This window comes from Stenotrophomonas maltophilia, assembly GCF_006974125.1.
In the GTDB taxonomy this organism is placed as follows: Bacteria; Pseudomonadota; Gammaproteobacteria; order Xanthomonadales; family Xanthomonadaceae; genus Stenotrophomonas; species Stenotrophomonas maltophilia_O.
In genome coordinates, this window is sequence record NZ_CP037858.1 from 1,885,491 (window position 1) to 1,905,232 (window position 19,742).

A 19,742-nucleotide genomic window follows, 5' to 3' on the forward strand; every position below is an offset into this window, starting at 1 on the left:
CGCCGGATGTAAGCCGAGTGCGAAGGTCTACGCCGGGATTTATCCCCATTCAGCAAACAGCAGGCGATGGCGGGCCGTGCAGCGGGATGTCGCTTCGTGGCGCCTGGTGCTGGATCGTAACAAACGCGAACGGTTATCATTTCATTAACCAGGCAGGTCACCGTCTTCCGTACGGCCGAGACCCACCCAGCTGCGCCGGCCCGAACCGCGCGCCTTACGACCCATGGAAGGGGGGCCTGCCTGCTTGTCTGCGTGCGCCCGTTGCTTCCATCCGGCCCCCCCCCTCATCCGATGGAAGCCGTCATGTCCCAGCTGTTCCGTTCCCGTTCCGCGCGCCTGCCGCGCACCCGCCTGGCCAGTGCCCTGGCCACCGCCTGCCTGCTGGCCCTGCCCTGCCTTGCCGCCGCAGAGGCCAGCGCCGATGCCTCCACCAAGGATCTGGATACCGTGGTGGTCACCGCCTCGGGCAACCAGCAATGGATCAAGGATGCCCCGGCCAGCATCAGCGTGATCAGCCGGGAGGACATCGCGCGCCAGCCGGTCCACGACCTGGCCACCCTGCTCAGCCGCGTGCCGGGCGTGACCGGCGGCCTCAGCGCCGTCGGCGAGCAATCCAAGATCAAGCTGCGCGGCATGCCGTCCAACTACACGCTGGTGCTGGTGGACGGCAAGCGCATGGGCAGCTCGGCATCGACCAACTACCGGCCGGACCTGGGCCGCCAGGATCTGAACTGGATTTCGCCCGACCAGATCGAGCGCATCGAAGTGGTGCGCGGGCCGATGTCGTCGCTGTATGGCTCCGACGCCATGGGCGGCGTGATCAACATCATCACCCGGCGCATCGGCGATGAATGGAACGGCAGCGCGACGCACAGCTATACCCGCCCCGGCGATGACAAGCGCGGTGACACCCAGCAGATCGGCGCCACCTTCTCCGGCCCGCTCGGCGAACGCTTCGGCCTGCGCATCGGTGCCAACAGCATGCGCCGCGACTCGGACCAGTCCAACGGTGGTGTCTACGGCAACGCCTACGCCGGCGAGAAGGACCGCAATGTCGACGCGCTGCTGCAGTGGAAACTGAGTGACGCGCAGGAACTGTCGCTGGAAGCCGGCCATGGCGTGCAGCAGGCCTTCATCGACGCCTCGCTGGAAAAGCAGGACGAAGGCGCCTGGGGTGCCAGCGAACTCAAGCGCAGCTCGCTGGCGCTCAACCACGATGGCAAGTGGAGCTTCGGCAACTCGAAGATCAGCGCGTACTGGACCGAATACAAGAACGACATCGGCGCCACCGGCCGCTCCGAGGCGACCGATACGATCATCGAAGGCAGCCTGACCACACCATTCACCCTCGGTGTTGAACACCAGTTCGCCGTGGGTGGCCAATGGAAGCGCCAGGAGCTGACCAACACCGACACCATCGGCCGCGCGCCGATCGACTATGCCGGCAATGCCGTCAGCGGCTCCGATCTGGAAGTGGATACCTGGGCCCTGTTCGTCGAAGACGAGCTGAAGCTGCACCGCACCCTGGCGCTGACCCTGGGCGCGCGCCTGGACCACCATGAGAAGTTCGGCGGCCACGTCAGCCCGCGAGCCTACCTGGTCTGGCATCCGGCCGAGCAATGGACCATCCGAGGTGGTGTTTCCAAGGGCTTCCGCGCGCCCAGCCTGACCGAGAATTCGGCCACCGCCGCCACCCAGTCCGGTGGCCGTGGCTGCACCTCGCTGATCCCGCTGGGCTATACCCGCGGCGGCTGCTACATGGCCGGCAACCCGGACCTCGACCCGGAAACCAGCACCAACCGCGAGATCGGCGTCAGCTTCGACAACGACCTGGTCGATGCCGGCCTGACCTACTTCCATACCGATTTCAGGAACAAGATCGAGTACGCACCGCTGGGCAGGTTCAACGGCATCTGGTGGACGCGCATGAGCAACGTGCAGCGCGCACGCACCAGCGGCATGGAAGGCAACCTCAATTTCCGCTTCGGCGAGCACTGGCGCTGGCGCACCTCGGCGACCTGGATGAAGGAAGCCAAGAACCTGACCACCGGCCGCAACCTGATCGATACCCCGGAGTTCTCGGGCTACTCGTCGCTGGACTGGACGCCCAACACGGTGTTCTCAAGCAGCCTGTCGGCGCAGTACACCGGCAAGCAGACCGGCACGGCGACGACCTTCCTCAAGGCCTACACGCTGTATGACCTGACCGCGGCCTGGAACGTCAACGAGGTGCTGACCCTGCGTGGCGGTGTCAGCAACCTGGCCGACAAGAAGCTGTATGCGGAAGGCTCCACCGACTATTTCGTGGCCGGGCGCAGCTACTTCTTCAGCATGACCGCGCGGTTCTGACCAGGAGCGTCCGCCACGATCGCGCTGGCGACGGGCCAGCGCGATCGGCGGTGTTGCGGGTTACTCGCTTTCCAGTGCGGCGGCGGGCGCCGCGCTCTGCGTAGCGGCCGTGCGTGCACGGTCCATCGCCACCGCCAGTTGCTGGCGTGCGAGCAGCTGTTGTGCCTGCACCACTTCAGGTGTCGGCAGGAGCACCGGTCCCGGTGCGTTTTCCGGTGTAGCAGGTGTGGTCATGCAACCTCCATGGACATCCCGCCACCGCACGGATTCAGCCGGTGCGGTAGCGGAACTGCGCACCCTATCCTAAAAACAAGGCGGGTGGGTGACGGTGCGCCCCCTGGCCGCAGGGCCATAGCGCACTGAGCGTCACATTTTTGACGCTGCAGGGTGGATAGCTGAACCGGCCGGCCGGTATCATGTAATCGTTTTCCCACAAGGACGTGTACGTCAATGAACGCAGTCGACCTCTCCCGCTTCAGCCCGAAGTGGCAGTTCCGCTTCAACTTCTTCCAGCAGCACGGCGCGCCCAAGGAATCAGGCTTCAAGCAGGCCTGGAAGGCGCTGTCCTTCGGCGACCGCCTGAAGGTCAACATCAACTTCTTCGCCTTCTTCTTCGGCGCCATCTACCTGTTCATCCTGGGCATGTGGCGCAAGGCGCTGGTGGTGATCGGCATCAACATCGCGCTGGCCGCCGTGACCCTGTTCCTGCCCGACATCGTGGCCCGTGCCGTGTTCATCGCCATGAACTTCCTGGTCGCTTCCAGCACCAACTACAGCTACTACCTGGAACAGGTGAAGGGCCGCGCCAGCTGGAACCCCTTCGAAGGCATGTTCTAGAACCGCGGCAGCGGCCGGCCCCGACCGGCACAACGACGAGCAGAAACGACGACGCCCGGCCTTGGCCGGGCGTCTTCATGTGCACTCCGGCCAGCGTCAGGCCGCGCGGCGTGCCGTGGCCATCGGCTCGGCCTGCAGGCGGAAGCGCGAGACCGCCACGGCCAGCTGCTCGGCCTGTTCTTCCATCGCACGCGCGGCGGCACTGGCTTCTTCCACCAGTGCGGCATTCTGCTGGGTGGTCTCATCCATCTGCACCACGGTCTGGTTGACCTGTTCGATGCCGGCGGACTGTTCGCGCGACGCGGCCGAGATCTCGGCCATGATCTCGTTGACCCGTCCCACCTGGCCGACGATGGCCTGCATGGTACGGCCCGCACCGTGCACCAGCTGCGCACCGGCACCGACCTGCGCCACCGATGCGTCGATCAGTTCCTTGATCTCCTTCGCTGCGCCCGCCGAGCGTTGCGCCAGCGCGCGCACCTCGCTGGCGACCACAGCGAAGCCACGGCCCTGCTCCCCTGCCCGCGCCGCTTCCACCGCCGCGTTCAACGCCAGGATGTTGGTCTGGAAGGCGATGCCGTCGATCACCGAAATGATCTCGGCGATGCGCTGCGACGATGCCTCGATCTGCTCCATGGTCTGCACCACCTGGTTGACCACCTCCCCGCCCTCGCTGGCAACGCCAGCGGCGGAACCGGCGAGGGTATTGGCCTGCAGCGCGTGGTCGGCGTTCTGTCGCACGGTGGAGGTCAGCTCCTCCATCGAGGCGGCAGTCTCTTCCAGGTTGGCGGCCTGCTGCTCGGTACGACGCGAGAGATCGCTGTTGCCCGCAGCGATCTCTCCCGCCGCCAGGCGGATGCTGGCGGCCGACTGCTGGATCTGCCCGACAATCTGGGTCAACTGCTGCACGGTGCTGTTGGCATCGTCGCGCATCACCGCGAACACGCCATGGAAATCACCACGCATGCGTGCGCTGAGGTCGCCGGCGGCAATCGCGCGAAGCAGCGTCGACAGCTCGGCCAGGTTGTGATCGCTGACCTGCATCATGATGTTGAGGGTCTCCACCATGCGGCGGAAATCGTGGTCGAAGCGCCCGGCATCGCCGCGTACGGCGAAGTCGCCGGCCGCCGCGGCGGCAGCCAGCTGCTGGATCTGCTCGTTGATCGCGGCCAGGTTGATCTTGGTGGTGGCCATTGCAGCGGTGAACACCGCCTTCTCGCCCGGCAGCGCTTCCATGTCCACGCTGAGGTCACCCACCGCGTAACGCTGCATCACCTCGACCAGGCGCTGGGTGACCGCATTGCTGGAGGCCACCAGCTGGTTGCTGTCGGCCACCATGCGGCCGTACTCGCCGGGGAAGGCAGTAGCGTCCATGCGGTAGCTCAGCTCGCCGGCATCGTGGCGGCGCGCCATTTCCGCCTGCGCGGCCATCACCGCCTGCAGCTGTCCGCGCATGCCCTGCATTGCCTCCAGCAGGCGGCCCACTTCATCGTTGCTGCGCGCAGGCAAGGTGCTGTCGAGCTTGCCGGCGGCAACGTCACCCGCCACTCGCACCGCTTCGGCCAACGGGCGGATCGCCAGGCGGCGCAGCAGCACGTAGACGCCTGCGCTGAGGGTCAGCGCGGCCACCACGCCAACCAGCAACGTCAGCCACAGCAGCTGGCGCGCCTCGGCGACGATCACCGCATGCGGCATCACCACGCCCAGTGCGAAGCGCTGCGGGGCATTGCCTACGCGCAGCGGCACGTACACGCGCACATTGCCGGCCGCGTCCGGGGTGAAAGCCTCGAACCTGCGGTCGGCGGCGATGTCGGCCAGCATGCTGCGGGTCAATGCATCGCTGCGCGGCTTGCCGATCTCGGCGGCGTTCGCCGAGGCGAGCACCACGCCGTTCGGTGAGAGCAGTTCGACGCGACCTGCGCCCATCGGCTTCAGCGTGGCAAGGTGCTTCTGCAGCGCCGCCAGCGAGAAGTCGACGGTGAATACACCGAGGAACGTGCCGTTTTCGATGATCGGCGAGCTCAACGTGCTCATCAGCACCTGCTGCCCGGCGATGTCGTAGGCATAGGGTTCACTGACCTTGGGCAGCTTGTCGCGGCTGGGCACCACGTACCAGTCGGCCGAGCCGTCGGCGGCTTCGGTGTAGTCGGTCATGGTCGACTGCTGTGGCTTGCCGTCATGCCAGGCCCAGTAGCTCATGTAGCGGCCGCTGGCATCGTGCATCTCGGTATTGGCGAATTCGGCATCCTTGCCATCGAAGGCATCGGCCTCCCACATGGTGCTCTTGCCCAGCCATTCCGGGTGGGTACGCAGCTGCTCACCGAGCACGGCCGCCAGGCTGGCGCGATCAGGCACATCCCCCCGCGCACGCTGGGCGAGCACGGCTTCGACCATGGCGTCGTTGCTGGCGAACGCCGTGCCCAGGTCGGCGGCGACCTGGCGCGCTTCGGCGTTGGCCTCGCTGGTCATGGTCTGGCGTGAGGCATCGATCAGGCTGGCACTGGCCTGGCGATAGATCAGGAACGCCGTCAGGCCGAAGCACAGCAGCGCGATGACGGCGGTGCCCAGCATCAGCTTGTGGGCGATGCTGCCCGGACGGCGGGCAGCGGCGGAACGGGAAGAAGGCATGGAGGGGTCCGCAAGGCAGTTCAGGACGACCGGCACCGCGAGGGCACCGCGCAGGCGCGCGATCCATCGCGCAGGCCACCGGCCGCCGGGACCCGCCCGGCGCAGGAAGCGCACCGGGTTAGCGGCCGCCTGCCAACGAGGTTGAGGCGACCGCACGACACATTCCTGAATGCACTCAGGGACGGGACAGGAACCCGCCCGGCGTCCCCTATTCGGCCACCCGATCCTTGATCCACTCCGCGCGCGGCAACACCTCGATGCTGCCTGCGGCGTACTGCTGCAGCACAGCGTCCGGCCCGAAACGCGGCTGCCATCCCAGCTCCCTGCGAATGCGGGCGCTGTCATAGACGCGGTCGACGCTCAGCGGCAACGGCCAGCCACGGCGCTCGAACTCGGCCAGCAGCTGCGGTACGCGCCGGGCCAGTACGTTGCGTGGCTGGGTGGCCAGTTCCAGGCAATCCTCGCGCCGGAACGGGGTCGCTGCGCAGGCGATGTAGCGGGCGAAGGCCGGCCCCTCATCCAGCAGCAGCGCGGCATGGGCACTGGCCACGTCACGGGCGTCGATCCCACGATGCAACCGGAACATCGCCATCCGTTCCGGCGGCTCCGGGAAGCAGCGCCCCATCCGCAGCACGCGCACGCCGAAGTCCGGTGCGGCCGCAGCTTCAGCCAGGGCCTCGGCCTGCAGCTTGCTGCGGTGATAGATCGTTCGCGGCAACGGCTCGGTATCCTCATCGATCCAGCGGCATCCTCCTGCCACCACTGCGTGGCCGTACAGCGCGGTGGTACTGGTCAACACGAACCGCCGTGCACCTGCCTCCCGCGCCGCCTGCAGCAGGTGCGCAGTCGCGTCCACATTGATCTGCTGGAACACCGCGTCCGGTACCAGGCCAACGTGCGGCGCATGCAGGGCTGCGGTATGGATGACCGCGTCGACGCCCTGCACCGCGCGCACGACGGCTTGATGATCGGTGACATCGGCAATGATGCGCGTGGTGGCGAACGGGCTGCGGTCCAGACCAACCACTTCATGGGCAGCCGCCAACGCGCCGAAGATCGCGCGCCCGATCCGCCCGGAACTGCCGGTCAACAGAATCTTCATTGAGTCCATTCACTCGAAGCGCCCGGGAACTACCGGGATGCTTCGATTCTAGGCATGCAACGGCGCATCTGCGATAGGACAACCGCGCAACCGTGCGTTCATCTTGACGACTTCGGCGGAGCCAGCAGTTGGCGCGCGATGAACAGCGGGTCGTCGCCGCCTGCCACGTCAGGCGCGACACCGGTCCGTTCCCAGTTTCCACCGGTGCGCAGATTGATCGGTTGCCGATCCGGAATGCTGATCTGATAGCCATCGGGCAGCAGCACAGGATCATCGAACATATGTGCGGCACCACCACTGCGGCCGCCGACGATGCGCGCACGTCCCAGGGCCTGCAGCGAATACGCGACGAACTCGGCCGCCGAGCCGGTGCGGCGGTCGATCAGTATCACCAGCGGCTTCAGGTACAGCGGAAGGCTCGCTGGCGGCAGCGGCACCGGGGTACGCCGGCCACGTTGCTCCAGCGCCTGCACTGCAGTGACACCTGGCTCCAGCAGGGTCCGCACCAGCAGGTCGGCGCTGCCATCATCACCGCCCCCGTTCTGGCGCAGATCCAGCACCAGACCCTGGGTGTCGGCCAGCAGGGTGAACGCTGCCGCCAGCCTGGGCCTTGCCAGATCGAGCGGATAGAAGGTGCTCAGGCGCAGGTAACCGAGATTGCCTTCCAGCACCCGCACCTCGCGCACGCCCGCACCATTGCTGCGTGCATCCGCACGCCAGGCCATCAGCCAATCGTCCTGGCCGGCGCCGGCCTCCACCCGTTCCACATGGAAGTGGCCGTCGAACACGTCCAGATCCTGGTTCAGGCGCGCACTGAAGCCCTTCGGGTCCGTGCAGCTGTCCACATAGCGCTGCTGGGTGGACCAGCCACGCACCGCATCGGCGATGCGTGCGCCTTCGGCCACGTCCAGGTAGTGCGCCTCTATTGCCGCAGCCGCCGCCTGCAGCACTGTGTCCTGGCCCGGGCAGGACGCTGCCAGCAGCGTGCCCAGCATCCACGAAACCACCATGACCGCCCCCGCATTGATGATATGTAAGCGCTTATATATCATTGTGGGCATGGATCTCCAACATGCCAGCCTGGGCACCCTGCTGCGCGCCCTGCTCGATCAGCTCGACCCGGCGGTCGAGCAGGCCTATCGCGACCTGCAGCTGGACTTCCGGCCGCGCTACACCCCCGTGCTGCACACGCTGATGGCGCAGGGCCCCTGCCGCATCAAGGATCTGGCGCTGGCCTGCGGACTCAGCCATTCGGCACTCAGCCAGACGGTGGCCGCGATGGTGCGCGACGGCTGGCTGCACGCCGTCATCGGCGAAGACAGCCGCGAGCGCATCCTGCAGCTGAGCCCGCATGCACTGCAGGCACTGCCGGTGCTGCAGGCGCAATGGCAGGCCACCGCACGCGCCGCACGCAGCCTCGATGCGGATCTCGGCCAGTCGCTGGAACAGGTGCTGCGCGAGGCTCTGCAGGTTCTGGAGCAGCGGCCATTCGCGCAACGACTGCGCGACGCCCGCCGGCGCTGACACTGCGCCGTCGCCGATGTGTCGCCTCTTCGAGGACGGCAACTCCCGCTGCGTTCGCCTGAATGGCCACGTCATCGACCGCGTGCGCACATGGCGTGAAGGCCACGGCGAGGATGGCGACCTGGACTTAGCACGCGTTGGCCAAGCATGGGCGCTGCCGTTGACGACGGCGCCGACCCTGCAGCAGGAGACGTCCCATGACCGACCAGAATCACCGTTCCAACCGGGGCTTCGCCTCGATGGACCAGGACAAACAGCGCGCGATCGCCGCCAAGGGCGGGCGCGCGGCACATGCCTCCGGCAATGCGCACGAATTCAGCCCTGACGAAGCGCGTGCTGCAGGTCGCAAGGGCGGCGAAGCGATCAGCCGCGACCGGCAGCACATGGCCGCGATCGGACGCGAAGGTGGGCACGCACGCCACGCCAATGCACGCCAGCAACAGCAGCAGATCGAGCACGGTGCAGAGGATCCACACCCCCAGCAGCGGTGACCCCGCGCGGTCAGGCCGGGGCGCGCTGCCGATACAGCCCAAGGGCCACAAGCAGGGCCAGCGCCCCCGCCGCCGCCATCGCCCAACCGAACCCGCTGGCCATCGCATTGCGGTACCACGTCAGCACCTGCGGCGTGGCGTGCATCGAGCCTGGGTGCAGGACGAGTTCACGCGCCTGCGCAACAAGCCGCTGCTGCCCTGCGGCCTGCGCACAAGCGGTGAACTGCTGTACGGCACGCTGGCCCATCAGGCTGCCCAGCAACGCGATGCCCAGGCTCATGCCTGCCTGGCGCAGCGCGTTCATCGTGGCTGAGGCAATACCTGCGCGTTCGGCCGGTGCGTTGGCCATGACTGCCATGCCGGTCGCCGGCACTGCCAGCCCCATTCCAATGCCAAGCAGCATCAGCACGGCGCTGGCATAAGCGCGCGAAGTAGCCGGTTCGAACGTGGCCATCACGCACAGCGCCACCCCGGCCAGGGTGTAGCCCAGCACCAGCGCGGCGTGCAGGCCGAGGTGGGCGACCAGACGACCGAACAACAGCGAGACAACACCCATCAACAGGAACTGGGGAGCCAGCTGTGAGCCCGCCAGCGCGGCACCATGTCCCTGCGCCTGCTGGAAGAACAGCGACAGGAAAAACAGGCTCGCATAGGCAGTGAAGCCCAGCACGAAGGAGGCCAGGTTGAGCATGCCGAAGCGGCGGTCGGCAAACAGGTCCAGCGGCAGCAGTGGGCGTGCCACCCGCCGCTCGACGATGCCGAACAGGATCAGCCCGGCAGTTGCGGCGCCCAGCGCCAGAAGCGTCACCGGGGCCAGCAGGCCATGCTCGCCGATCGCGATCAGGCCATAGCACAGCGCGCCCAGCGCAACGATGCTGAGCAGCTGCCCGGCCGGATCCAGTGCGGCGTGCTGCGGGTGGCGTCGTTCGGCAATGCCCCAGGCGCCAAGCGCAAGCGCCAGCAGCCCCAAAGGCAGGTTGATCAGGAAGATGCTGGGCCAACCGGCGCGCTGCACCAGCGCACCGCCCAGCAACGGGCCGAGCACCAGGGCCAGCGCGCTGAACGCGGACCAGCCACCGATCACGCGCGCGCGCTGGCCTGGATCGGGAAATGCGTGACTCAGGATCGGCATCGCACTGGGAATCAACAGCGCACCTGCCACGCCCTGCACCGCGCGTCCGGCGACCAGGGTCGAAAGATCCTTGGCGCAGGCGCACAGCAGCGAGCCCATAATGAAGGTGGCGACGCTCAGCAGCCACATCCGCCGATGACCGTAGCGATCCCCCAACGGACCGGCTGACAGCATCAGCGCCGATAGTGCGATCGCGTAGGCGTTGATCACCCACTGCAGGCCTGCCATGTCGGTCTGCAGCGCCTGCTGCAGGGTTGGCAGTGCCACGTTGACGATGCTGATGTCCAGCGAAGCGAGGAACGTACCGAGGTAGGCCGCCAGCACCAGGGCGGGCCGTTGGAGGCGTTTCATGCGTGGATCCCGGGGGGAGGATGTGCGCGCATCCTAGCGACTGACTGACCGTCGGTCAATGACCGACGGTCAGTCAGTGTGAAGAGGCAGCTAGAATGGCGGCCGTCACACCCGGATACCGCCCACCATGCAGACCCCAGCTGTCGCCAGGCCTCGCACCAAGCCCGCGGAAACCCGTCAGGAAGAACTGATGGACGCCGCGCAGGCACTGTTCCTGTCAAAGGGGGTAGACGCCACCACCATCAGCGACATCGTCGCCGCGGCTGATGTGGCCAAGGGCACCTTCTATACCTATTTCGCCTCACGCACCGAGATCCTGCAGGCGCTGGCGCAGCGCTACACGCGGCAGTTCATGGAAGAGGTCGACCAGGCCGTGCAGCAGCAGCCCGACGGCGATGGCGTGGCACGCCTGCGTGCCTGGATCCGCGCCAACATCGAGCTCTACGTGCGCACCCATGCACTGCACGATGTGGTGTACGCCAACCATCACCACCACCAGCGCGGCAATGCCGAACGCAATGCGATCCAGCAGCAATTGCTGGGCATCCTCGAGGCGGGCAACGCCGCTGGACTGTGGCAGCTTCCAGCGCCGCAGGTCACCGCCTCGCTGATCTATGCCGGCGTGCACGGCGCCACCGACGACCTGATCGCCACGCCGGCACAGGATGCCGATGCGTTCATCGAAGCCGTGGAAGCGGATTGCCTGCGCATGGTCGGTGTTCCCGCAGCTCCGGCGCGCGGCGGCAGACGCCGCTGAAGCAACGCTCCCCGCTCAGGTGTGGGCGAGAATGTTCAACAGCCGCCCGAACGGGTCGCGGACGAAGAAGCGACGCACGCCCCAGGGCTCGTCGGCCGGGCCATACTCCAGCGGGATGCCGGCCGCGTGCATGCGCTCCAGCACCTGCTGCAGGTCGTCCACTTCAATCGACAGGTCGGGCACCGCGGTGCCGGAACCCCCTTCGCTGGCAAAGCTCACCTGCGCCAGCGCACTGCCCTGCCCGCCATGGGTGACGATCCAGCCATGATCCATCACCACCGGCATGCCCAGCAGCCCGCCATAGAACGCTGCGGCACGCGCCGGGTCAGGCGTGGCGATGTTGGCGACAATACGTTTGACGGCCATGTGCAGCGGCTCCGGTGCGATTTCCCATCCTCGCTGCTGCGTGCATGGCCCGCAAGCGGGCTCAGCCCACCAGACGCCCGCATCGCCATCTGAGGCGATCGCTGAAACAGAAGAGCCCCGTCGATGACGGGGCTCCACGTACGGCTCAAACGGCGCGACTCACACGCCCATGCACAGATCGACCACGCAGGTGTTGTACGCCTGTTGGCATTCACCGGCATCGGTGCCACTGGCCAGGCACATCTGATAAGCCCGCCAGCAGGGCTGGTCACAGGGCTCGACTGGCCCAGCCACCGCCACCGAACCGGTACACGCCAACGCGAATACCGCCACTGCAATCACCTTCCTGATAACACGCATCGCCATCACTCCTTGATAAGCCTGGTGAGCCCAGGCCGGCCCACGTTAGCGAGGACATGGGGAGACGAAGTGAAGCCCACTGTCACGCACACTTAACCCGTTCACAATTTTCCTTTCACATTCATGGGGGATATCGCCACGGATTGGCGTTAACGGCCTTGTTGTCCGTCCATCAAGGAAGTTGCCCGATGAATCACCCGCTGCACGGCCGTTCGTCCCACTCCCGCTCCCCGCTGCACAGCCGCCTCGCCCTGGCCGTGTCCAGCGCCCTGTTGCTTGCCGCTGCATCGCCCGCCATGGCCAGCGAAGCGCTCGACGCATGGCAGCAACAGCGCCAGCTGCAGGCGGCCTGGGCACAGCCCGACGTCAGCGCGCCTGCAGCACCGACGGCCACCACGCCAGCGGCATCGCCCGCCCTGCTCGGCAATCCGGGCGATGCCGCCAGCTGGCGCAGCGATGAATTCAACGCCGACTGGGGACTGGGTGCGATGGGCGCCGACTACGCGTATGCCCGCGGCCTGACCGGCAAGGGCGTGCGCCTGGCGCTGTTCGACACCGGCTCGGCACTGGCTCACCCCGAATTCGCCGGCCGCAACACCTCCAGCATCACCATCGGCCCGAACTGTGCGTCACCGGGAACCGTCGGCGGTGCCGGTGCGTGCAGCCAGACACAGGGTGATCGACCGGGAATCAACTACTACACGCTCGGCGCGGGCGTGCCGGCTTCCCTGCAGGCCACCATCATTGCCGCAGGCCGTGAATGGGGTTTCCGCTATGCCGACCACGGCACGCATGTGCTCGGAACCATTGGCGCCAACCGCAATGGCACAGGGATGCACGGCGTCGCCTTCGGTGCCGATCTGACGACCGCTCGCGTGTTTGGTGACACTTACTACGAGTGGAAGCCTCAGACGGGCGGAGGCTACCTGCCTGAAGCTGTGGAACGGACGGACCCCGATGGTGCTGCAAGGCTGGACATGTACGCGCAGCTGCAGGCGCAAGGCGTGCGTGCCATCAATCACAGCTGGGGCATCTCCACCCGGAACATGACCGTTGCCGCACTGGATGCCCAGTACGCACGCATCGGTGCCGGCTACGACGTATACGGAAGCATCTACAAGGACAGTGCGAACGCCCCTGCTTCGCAGTTGATCCAGGTCTGGTCGGCCGGCAATGGCAGCGGCGCCGTCGCCGGTATCACCGCGGCCTTGCCGCGCTGGAAGCCGGAGATCGAGCCTTACTGGCTGGCCGTCGCCAACGTTCGCCAGCCCAATGCAGCCAATGGCGAAACCGACTACGTGATCAACGCAGGCTCGAGCATCTGTGGCGCTGCCGCCAACTGGTGTATTTCCGCACCGGGAACGGCAATCCTCAGCACCATCGTTTCCGGTGACATCCAGGGACGGCTGGAGAAGACCGCAGACTACGTCCGCCTTCTCATCGACAGCCAGAATCCCACGTACGACTACGGCCGGAAGACCGGCACTTCCATGGCCGCCCCCCATATCACCGGCGCACTCGGCCTGTTGATCGAGCGCTTCCCCTATCTGGACAACGCCCAGGTGCGCGACGTCCTGCTGACTACCGCGCGCGATCTCGGTGCCGCTGGCGTCGACCCGATCTATGGCTGGGGCATGGTTGACCTGCGCAGGGCCATCGAGGGCTATGGCTCGCTGCGCGTGGATACCAACGTGGTGATGAACCAGAAGGCCGGCGGCCTGAAGGTGTGGGAAGGCGATGCCTGGGACGACTGGACCAATGACATCGGCGGCCCCGGCAAGCTGACCAAATCCGGCATCGGCTGGCTGCGCCTGAGCGGCGACAACAGCTTCAACGGCGCGGTGCTGCGTGAGGGTACGCTGGAGTTGAACGGCAGCAACACCCTCACCTCCGCGGTCGATGTGCAAGGCGGCCAGTTCCTGCTCAACGGCAGCCTGGTCTCCACCGCACTCACCACCACGGGTGGCGTCAGCACGGTCAGCGCAAGCGGCGTGCTGAAGGACGGGAACCTGACCGTCAATGGCGGCGTGGTGTCCTTCAATGGCATGCAGACCGGCGGCACCACCACGGTCGGTGGCAACGGCCTGCTGAAGGGTATCGGCACGTTGGGCAGCACCCGAGTGGACGGCACCATCGCCCCCGGCAATTCGATCGGCACGCTGACCATCAACGGCAACTACATGCAGGGCGCGACCGGCGTCTACGCCGCCGAACTCGCGCCTGGCGGGCGCAGCGATCAGTTGCACGTGACCGGTACCGCCACCCTCGGCGGTACCCTGGTCGCGTTGCCGGAACCGGGCATCTATTATCTCGGCGAGCAGTTCAACTTCATCCGCGCCGACGGTGGCATCAACGGCCAGTTCGCGAAAACCGACTTCAGCGCGTTCTCGCCGTTCCTGCAGTTCAGCCTCGCCTACGGGGCCAATGGCACCCGCATCGACGTGGCACGCGGTGCCTCGCTGGCCAGCGCCGCCACTACACCGAACCAGCGCGCTGTGGCCGCTGCGGCGGACCTGCTGGCAATCAACCAGGGCTTGCCCAAGCCGCTGACCCAGCTGTTCCCGCAGCAGGTCGGCGGCGTACTTGACGGCCTCAGCGGCGAACTGCACGCAGCCACGCCGCTCGCACTGGTGGAAGGCAGCCGCTACGTACGCGATGCCGCGATGTCCCGCCGTGCAGGTGCAGTCGCGCCGGGAGCCGATGCGGGCGACGCCACCGGCGCCTGGGTGCAGGCTCTGGGCGGCAACAGCAAGCTGGACGGCAACAGCAACACCGCCCGCACCGACGCCAACAGCAATGGCCTGCTGGTCGGTATCGACCGCGAGTTCTCCGGCTGGCAGGTCGGCGTGCTGGCTGGCACCGGCCGCACCGACGTCAAGCAGCAGGCGCGTCGTGCCAAGTCGAAGATCGACAACACCCACTTCGGTGCATATGCCAGTCACAACTGGGGCGGCTTCGGCCTCCGTGGCGGCGTCGCCTGGAGCAAGCACAAGGTGAAGAGCACCCGCGATGTCGACTTCGCAGGGTTCAGCGACAGCCTGAGCGCACGCTACAACGCGCATACCCGCCAGGCCTTCATCGAAGCCGGCTACCGCTTTGGCAGCCCGGAGGCCGGGCTGGAACCCTACCTGCAGGTCGCACGCGTGGAGGTGGACCTGAAGCAGATCAATGAGCGCGGTGGTGCAGCCGCCCTGCACGGCAAGGTAGATGACACCGGCACCACGGTCGCCACCGCTGGCCTGCGCTTCGACAAGGGCCTGAAGGCATCGTTCCAGCAGGACAGCTGGCTGCATCTGCGTGGTGGCGTGGGCTATCGCCGTGCCTCGGGCGACCGCAGCCAAGTGGGCAACCTTGCCTTCGCCAACAGCGGCACCACCTTCTCGGTCGAAGGCGCCCCGATTGCCGACAGTGCCGTGGTGGCCGAGCTGGGCCTGTCGGCGTGGCTGACTCCGCGCCAGCAGCTGGAGCTGGGTTACAGCGGCCAGTACGGCAGTGAAAGCCGCGACCACAGCGCCAACGTGCGCTGGTCGGTTCGTTTCTAGACGCGTGTTCTCTTGACGGTTTGGGGCGGCCTCAGGGCCGCCCCCTTTTTATCCACGCCCCAGGACCATGCGCGATACCCCTGGATCATCGCGTCCTGCATCCATCCGTGGAGCATCACGCGTGGATGAAGATCGACTGGAGCCGGGTCGCCCAACCATTGCACCCGGTGGAGTTGAAGGCCTCGAGCCGGACATTCTTCCCCGATGTCAGCGCTGCCAACGCCGCCGCGTAGGCTTCCTTTGCACCGGGCCGGGACATGTCGATTGCAAAAGTATCGGTATTGCAGAAAGCCGTACTCGAAACATGCACGTACACAATTCCCGCCGGGCCGTCCATGTACGGCCGCAGCGACAGAATCGTCATCTGATCGCTGGTGGGCTCCGCCTTCAGTGGTGCAGACAGGCACAAGGCCAACGTCAAGGCCAACCCCGCTCCCAATCTCCTGCGGAGACCCGGCGTCGCGTCATTCATCATCATGTAGTTCCCCTGTGGATTCAGACATCAGGCAGCGTCACGGCCCTCAGCTGCATTGTCCCCGAGATGCAGCCGTCGACACGCAACCCGACACGCAGCTTGTTCTGCCAGGCGATGAGCAGCATCGACACCATCTCCCTCTGCATCGGATGATCATTGAGAAGAATGAGGCGATTGCCACCACCACAATCCGAGCCCGCAGGAAGCACACCCTGCGTCACGAGGTAGAACCCTTCCCCGCCCCAGCCCGTTGCGACGGATACGATCCGATGGCCTTCCAGATTGTAAGGCTCTGCATTTGCCGTTGAGGCCAGGACAGTTCCCAGCACTGCCATCAGCGCCAACAACACCTTGCCGCCGATGGCGCCACGCAGGCGCGATACAGCACGTACTCCATCCATGTTGCTCGTTCCCCTGTCATGAATAACCGGTTTCCGGTGCGCTGCGGCACGTGCGGTCCGCTACGCTCAGCCCAGCAGCAGCTGGTACAGCAGGGGCACGATGTCGCCCTGCGGACGCTGGACATGCGAGACATCGGACACCGGCGTGCAGCTCCCCGTGGCGCCACAGGCAAGCACGCGATACGCATAGCTGGTGGCAGGGCGTGCCGCAGACGTCCAGTTCGCCGCGTTGCCTTCGTAGACCGTGGTCCAGGTCACCCCGTCCACGCTTTCCTCGACGACGTAGCGGACGGCAGAGGCCACAGGTGACCAGCCAACGAAGTCCTTCGCCGCCGGCGAATGCCGCATCGGCATCGCCGCCTTGGCGACCAGGCTCCCGCCCAGCGTGATGTAATCGGTCCGCTTGTCCTCGCGCTCGCTCGCCTGGTAGCGGAGGACGCCGGCGTGGTCGTACATCGAGGTGATCCGTCCGAGCGACGAATCCGTCTGCGTGCGGCGTCCGTCAGCGTCGTAACGGTAGCTCTCGGAACCTGCCGCCGCACGCAGCCGGTTGCCGAAGTCGAAGGCGAACTGCTGTCCGTTCTTCGCCCGCAGGTTGCCCTGCGCATCGTAGGCCAGGCCGACCACGGTCGCCCCTCCGCAACCGTTGACCTTCACGTTGGTCAGACGCCAGGCGTTGTCATAGCAGTAGTGATGGTCACGGCCGAGAATCGTCACGCGCGTGAGGTTGTCCAAGGCGTCGTAGCTGTAGCTCGCCGAGCCGAACATGGGTGAGGACGCCGAAACGAGCCGATCCAGCGCGTCATAGCCCAGATTACGGTTGCCACGCTGGTTGCGGCCCGTGGCACCGTCAGTGATTGCCATCACATTGCCGACCGCATCGTAGTCGTAGCCATCGCTGAGGATCCGGGTTGCACCAAGCGCGTCCTCGCTTACATCCGGCAACTGGCGCGCGTTCTGCACCATCGTGTGGACAATACCGTTGCCATAGGTGAACTGACGGATCGCCCCGTTGGGGTAATAGCCCACGCCAACGGCGTAGGAACCCGCCTGCCCGGCCTGTCCCAGCGCGTTGGGCGCATACGCGACCACGTTGCCGGAGGGATAGCGATGCGCGGAAAGGTTGCCCAATGCGTCGTAGGCATACCCCATCGCCAGCGCTTCGCCATCAGCGGGGCTCTGCACCTCACCGATGAGCAGCCCGCGACGGTTGTACGCATAGCTGTTGTGCGTCTCCACCCCGGCGTTCAACGTGGTGACCTGCTTGACCTTGCCATCGGGCCAGTAGCTCCAGCGCTGGTTGCCATTGCCGTCCGGGAACTGCAGCGATGCGAGCCGGTTGCGTGCGTCATAGGAACGCACCACCCGGCGCCCGCTCGCCGCGGCAATGTCCTGGTTGCAGTTGCCTGCATCGGACAGGTCCAAGCCCTGCGCGCTTCCAACCGGGTTCGATGCGGCGTCGTAATCAAATACGGTTGCGCCGGTTTCCGGCTCGATCGTCTTGCACAGCCGCTGCGCCGCATCGTAGACATAGCGCCGGGTCGACGTCACCGAGCCATTGCCGGCCCTGCGGGTGATCGACGTCGGCTTGCCGAAGACGTCCCGCGGGATGTCCAACATGGCTCCCTCTGCCAGTTCGATACGTACCGGCCAGTCAAGCTTCGCGGCATCTGCACCGGTGTAGGTCACGACAGTCGGGATACCCCTGGCATTGGTCGTGCGCACGCGCCGCCCCGGCAGGTACTCGGTTCTGGTGACCAGCGCGCCGATCTCCGAATCCTGGCTGACCTGGACCACCCGCCCCAACGCGTCGTACGTGGTACGGACGCCAGTTCCGGCGTCCTGGACCGCACCGACCCCCGCGACAGGATAGGACTGGAAGGTGACCCGCCCCTCCGTGTCATAGGCGATCACCGAGGCCCGCTGCGTGCCGGCCTCGTTGCCCGCGTCGTACTCGCGCACCAGCAATGGGCGCCACAGCGCATCGTAGTAGGTGATCTTGCGCGCATTGCCGGTGCTGACCGTCTGCCGCCAATGGCCGGCAGGAATGCCGTACTCGGCGCCGCCCACCTGGGCAAACTGTGTCGTGGTGGACGCCCAGTCCACCGTATCGCCGTCGGGATGGTCGACAAGCGACATACGCCCCATCGCGTCGTAGTCGTAACGCGTGGTGTTGCCCCGGCCGTCAGTGATCCAGCGTATCCAGCCATTGTCATCCACGCCGGCAGACTGGGACGAACCATCCGCGTACTGGATGGTTCCGGGGATGCCTCGCTTCCAGCCGGACAGGCTCACCGTATTGCCACGCCCATCCACCACGGCGCGAACGGTACCATCACCATTGTAGTGAATGGTCTGCTGGAGCTGGCCGAAGGCATAGATCCGCTGGGGCTTCGCGGTGGCCGGGTCATAATCCACCTGGGACTCGATCCGGCCCGTGTCCTGGTTGACCGACGTCCGGACCTGGCCAAGCACCCACTTCGACAGATCATCGTGATAGGTGATGACGTTGGTCTTGCTGTAAGACTGCGCCCCGGCGCTTCCAACGAACGTGCCCAGGAACATCATTGCGGAAAGTGCATTAACTCGACGCATCATCAGTGGGCCTGTTCGCAATGGATGGCGATGGGACAACCAGGACCAGGCACCGGAAGGACCGGCGAGGCACACATCACGGCAAACCGCGCACACGCAGAAGACCGGACGCGGCTGCATCCGGTTGGCGGTTGACGCTGATGATGGACGAAGCCCCCTTCGTCATGCCGTGCCTGTTCCCTGGACTCGGCCAAGTATAACCATGAAAACTGGGCGGAACGCCCGGCCCTTCGCAGCCCTGGTGGGCTGCGAAGGTTCCCGGACAATGATGCGCCTGCGGAACTCGACGGCCGCGATGGGCCGCCCGGCGCTGGGCGTCAGGCGGCCTTCATGGCGTGCTTGCGTGCCCGCATGACGTTGTGGCACTCCTGCACATCCGGCAGCAGCTGGGTCACTTCCTGGCGCACCGCCGGCGGCAGATCGTTGTCCTGCAGCACATCCTTGAACGCGCCCAGCAGTCGGTCTTCGGATTCTTCCAGTTCGGCCACGTAACCGTAGTTGGTATCACCAAACGCGGCGCGCACCTTGCCGTAGAACTGCTGCATCGAGCCGACCATGGTGCCGTGCTCGGCCGGCTTGCCACCGCTGGCGGCAACCGAACCACTCAGTGCCGCGACGATCCGCGCCTTGACCCCGGCGATGCGGGTGAACAGTGCCGACAGTTCGGCATCCTTTACCTTTGTTGCGGCTTCTTCATAGAAGGACTTGCCATCGCGGGCGATCTCGATCAGGTCGTTGAGGCGATGTTCGATGGTGGACTGGGTGCTCATGGCGTCGCTCCTGTGTGCTCGAAAGTCGGTGGAGAATGGCAGCGCGATCACGCTGCCTTCGG

17 protein-coding genes are annotated in these 19,742 nt (G+C 66.1%); 6 read left to right on the forward strand and 11 right to left on the reverse strand.

What is annotated here, in order from left to right; genetic code table 11:
• The first annotated feature begins 303 nt into the window (after positions 1-303).
• A complete protein-coding gene (locus EZ304_RS08550) occupies positions 304-2,349 on the forward strand; it encodes a TonB-dependent receptor domain-containing protein (protein ID WP_099554666.1) in 2,046 nt (681 codons plus the stop codon).
• Positions 2,350-2,409: 60 nt separating this feature from the next.
• Here EZ304_RS08550 and EZ304_RS20955 read toward each other — a convergent pair whose 3' ends face one another.
• Entirely contained in the window at positions 2,410-2,583 is a 174-nt protein-coding gene (locus tag EZ304_RS20955; protein ID WP_005411154.1) for a hypothetical protein, read from the reverse strand.
• A gap of 216 nt (positions 2,584-2,799) precedes the next feature.
• Here EZ304_RS20955 and EZ304_RS08555 point away from each other — a divergent pair, with 216 nt between their 5' ends.
• Complete coding sequence (locus EZ304_RS08555; RefSeq protein WP_142806797.1) at positions 2,800-3,186, forward strand: DUF2628 domain-containing protein; 387 nt, start codon at positions 2,800-2,802, stop codon at positions 3,184-3,186.
• Positions 3,187-3,282: 96 nt separating this feature from the next.
• Here the strand turns inward: EZ304_RS08555 and EZ304_RS21225 are convergent, their stop codons facing one another.
• From EZ304_RS21225 to EZ304_RS08570, 3 genes are all read right to left on the reverse strand, one after another.
• The gene (locus tag EZ304_RS21225; protein ID WP_142806798.1) at positions 3,283-5,814 is read right to left on the reverse strand and encodes a methyl-accepting chemotaxis protein; all 2,532 of its coding nucleotides are present in this window, start codon (positions 5,812-5,814) and stop codon (positions 3,283-3,285) included.
• Positions 5,815-6,022: 208 nt separating this feature from the next.
• On the reverse strand, positions 6,023-6,916 hold the full coding sequence (locus tag EZ304_RS08565) for an NAD-dependent epimerase/dehydratase family protein (RefSeq protein WP_005414561.1): 894 nt from the start codon (positions 6,914-6,916) through the stop codon (positions 6,023-6,025).
• Between the two features lie 98 nt (positions 6,917-7,014).
• Positions 7,015-7,926, reverse strand: coding sequence for a S41 family peptidase (locus EZ304_RS08570; protein WP_142806799.1), 912 nt, complete (start codon positions 7,924-7,926; stop codon positions 7,015-7,017).
• A 49-nt stretch (positions 7,927-7,975) separates the two neighbouring features.
• On the opposite strand from EZ304_RS08570, the gene EZ304_RS08575 reads away from it, so the two are divergent.
• Together EZ304_RS08575 and EZ304_RS08580 are read left to right on the forward strand one after the other, a co-directional pair.
• Positions 7,976-8,440 carry a MarR family winged helix-turn-helix transcriptional regulator gene (locus EZ304_RS08575; protein WP_142806800.1) on the forward strand — a complete coding sequence of 155 codons (465 nt, stop codon included), beginning with the start codon at positions 7,976-7,978 and terminating at the stop codon, positions 8,438-8,440.
• Between the two features lie 197 nt (positions 8,441-8,637).
• A complete protein-coding gene (locus tag EZ304_RS08580; protein WP_049429457.1) occupies positions 8,638-8,931 on the forward strand; it encodes a KGG domain-containing protein in 294 nt (97 codons plus the stop codon).
• A 10-nt stretch (positions 8,932-8,941) separates the two neighbouring features.
• Here EZ304_RS08580 and EZ304_RS08585 read toward each other — a convergent pair whose 3' ends face one another.
• Positions 8,942-10,414, reverse strand: coding sequence for an MFS transporter (locus tag EZ304_RS08585; protein ID WP_099554658.1), 1,473 nt, complete (start codon positions 10,412-10,414; stop codon positions 8,942-8,944).
• A gap of 127 nt (positions 10,415-10,541) precedes the next feature.
• Between EZ304_RS08585 and EZ304_RS08590 the strand changes: the two genes are divergently transcribed.
• The gene (locus tag EZ304_RS08590; RefSeq protein ID WP_142806801.1) at positions 10,542-11,171 is read left to right on the forward strand and encodes a TetR/AcrR family transcriptional regulator; all 630 of its coding nucleotides are present in this window, start codon (positions 10,542-10,544) and stop codon (positions 11,169-11,171) included.
• Positions 11,172-11,186: 15 nt separating this feature from the next.
• On the opposite strand, the gene EZ304_RS08595 is transcribed toward EZ304_RS08590, so the two are convergent.
• Positions 11,187-11,537, reverse strand: a complete 351-nt coding sequence (locus EZ304_RS08595) for a VOC family protein (protein WP_005411161.1) — start codon at positions 11,535-11,537, stop codon at positions 11,187-11,189.
• 159 nt (positions 11,538-11,696) lie between these two features.
• Positions 11,697-11,897: a hypothetical protein gene (locus EZ304_RS08600; RefSeq protein ID WP_099554683.1), complete on the reverse strand. Its 201-nt coding sequence runs from the start codon at positions 11,895-11,897 to the stop codon at positions 11,697-11,699.
• A gap of 188 nt (positions 11,898-12,085) precedes the next feature.
• On the opposite strand from EZ304_RS08600, the gene EZ304_RS08605 reads away from it, so the two are divergent.
• Positions 12,086-15,439, forward strand: a complete 3,354-nt coding sequence (locus EZ304_RS08605) for an autotransporter domain-containing protein (protein ID WP_142806802.1) — start codon at positions 12,086-12,088, stop codon at positions 15,437-15,439.
• A 115-nt stretch (positions 15,440-15,554) separates the two neighbouring features.
• On the opposite strand, the gene EZ304_RS08610 is transcribed toward EZ304_RS08605, so the two are convergent.
• The 4 genes from EZ304_RS08610 to EZ304_RS08625 all read right to left on the reverse strand — a co-directional run bounded on the left by EZ304_RS08610 (position 15,555) and on the right by EZ304_RS08625 (position 19,680).
• Positions 15,555-15,917: a hypothetical protein gene (locus EZ304_RS08610; protein WP_076739635.1), complete on the reverse strand. Its 363-nt coding sequence runs from the start codon at positions 15,915-15,917 to the stop codon at positions 15,555-15,557.
• 17 nt (positions 15,918-15,934) lie between these two features.
• Complete coding sequence (locus EZ304_RS08615; protein WP_099554650.1) at positions 15,935-16,315, reverse strand: hypothetical protein; 381 nt, start codon at positions 16,313-16,315, stop codon at positions 15,935-15,937.
• Positions 16,316-16,381: 66 nt separating this feature from the next.
• Entirely contained in the window at positions 16,382-18,883 is a 2,502-nt protein-coding gene (locus EZ304_RS08620) for an RHS repeat protein (RefSeq protein WP_260678389.1), read from the reverse strand.
• A gap of 344 nt (positions 18,884-19,227) precedes the next feature.
• Positions 19,228-19,680 carry a PA2169 family four-helix-bundle protein gene (locus EZ304_RS08625; protein ID WP_005411167.1) on the reverse strand — a complete coding sequence of 151 codons (453 nt, stop codon included), beginning with the start codon at positions 19,678-19,680 and terminating at the stop codon, positions 19,228-19,230.
• Positions 19,681-19,742 lie beyond the last annotated feature (62 nt).

Bases quoted from the DNA above. Each gene is read 5' to 3' on its own strand.
- EZ304_RS08590 (WP_142806801.1), top strand. From the start codon at position 10,542: ATGCAGACCCCAGCTGTCGCCAGGCCTCGCACCAAGCCCGCGGAAACC.
- EZ304_RS08600 (WP_099554683.1), bottom strand. From the start codon at position 11,897: ATGCGTGTTATCAGGAAGGTGATTGCAGTGGCGGTATTCGCGTTGGCG.
- EZ304_RS08565 (WP_005414561.1), bottom strand. From the start codon at position 6,916: ATGAAGATTCTGTTGACCGGCAGTTCCGGGCGGATCGGGCGCGCGATC.
- EZ304_RS08605 (WP_142806802.1), top strand. From the start codon at position 12,086: ATGAATCACCCGCTGCACGGCCGTTCGTCCCACTCCCGCTCCCCGCTG.
- EZ304_RS21225 (WP_142806798.1), bottom strand. From the start codon at position 5,814: ATGCCTTCTTCCCGTTCCGCCGCTGCCCGCCGTCCGGGCAGCATCGCC.
- EZ304_RS08555 (WP_142806797.1), top strand. From the start codon at position 2,800: ATGAACGCAGTCGACCTCTCCCGCTTCAGCCCGAAGTGGCAGTTCCGC.
- EZ304_RS08570 (WP_142806799.1), bottom strand. From the start codon at position 7,926: ATGGTGGTTTCGTGGATGCTGGGCACGCTGCTGGCAGCGTCCTGCCCG.
- EZ304_RS08580 (WP_049429457.1), top strand. From the start codon at position 8,638: ATGACCGACCAGAATCACCGTTCCAACCGGGGCTTCGCCTCGATGGAC.
- EZ304_RS08550 (WP_099554666.1), top strand. From the start codon at position 304: ATGTCCCAGCTGTTCCGTTCCCGTTCCGCGCGCCTGCCGCGCACCCGC.
- EZ304_RS08595 (WP_005411161.1), bottom strand. From the start codon at position 11,537: ATGGCCGTCAAACGTATTGTCGCCAACATCGCCACGCCTGACCCGGCG.
- EZ304_RS08575 (WP_142806800.1), top strand. From the start codon at position 7,976: ATGGATCTCCAACATGCCAGCCTGGGCACCCTGCTGCGCGCCCTGCTC.
- EZ304_RS08615 (WP_099554650.1), bottom strand. From the start codon at position 16,315: ATGGATGGAGTACGTGCTGTATCGCGCCTGCGTGGCGCCATCGGCGGC.
- EZ304_RS08620 (WP_260678389.1), bottom strand. From the start codon at position 18,883: ATGATGTTCCTGGGCACGTTCGTTGGAAGCGCCGGGGCGCAGTCTTAC.
- EZ304_RS08610 (WP_076739635.1), bottom strand. From the start codon at position 15,917: ATGATGATGAATGACGCGACGCCGGGTCTCCGCAGGAGATTGGGAGCG.
- EZ304_RS20955 (WP_005411154.1), bottom strand. From the start codon at position 2,583: ATGACCACACCTGCTACACCGGAAAACGCACCGGGACCGGTGCTCCTG.
- EZ304_RS08585 (WP_099554658.1), bottom strand. From the start codon at position 10,414: ATGAAACGCCTCCAACGGCCCGCCCTGGTGCTGGCGGCCTACCTCGGT.
- EZ304_RS08625 (WP_005411167.1), bottom strand. From the start codon at position 19,680: ATGAGCACCCAGTCCACCATCGAACATCGCCTCAACGACCTGATCGAG.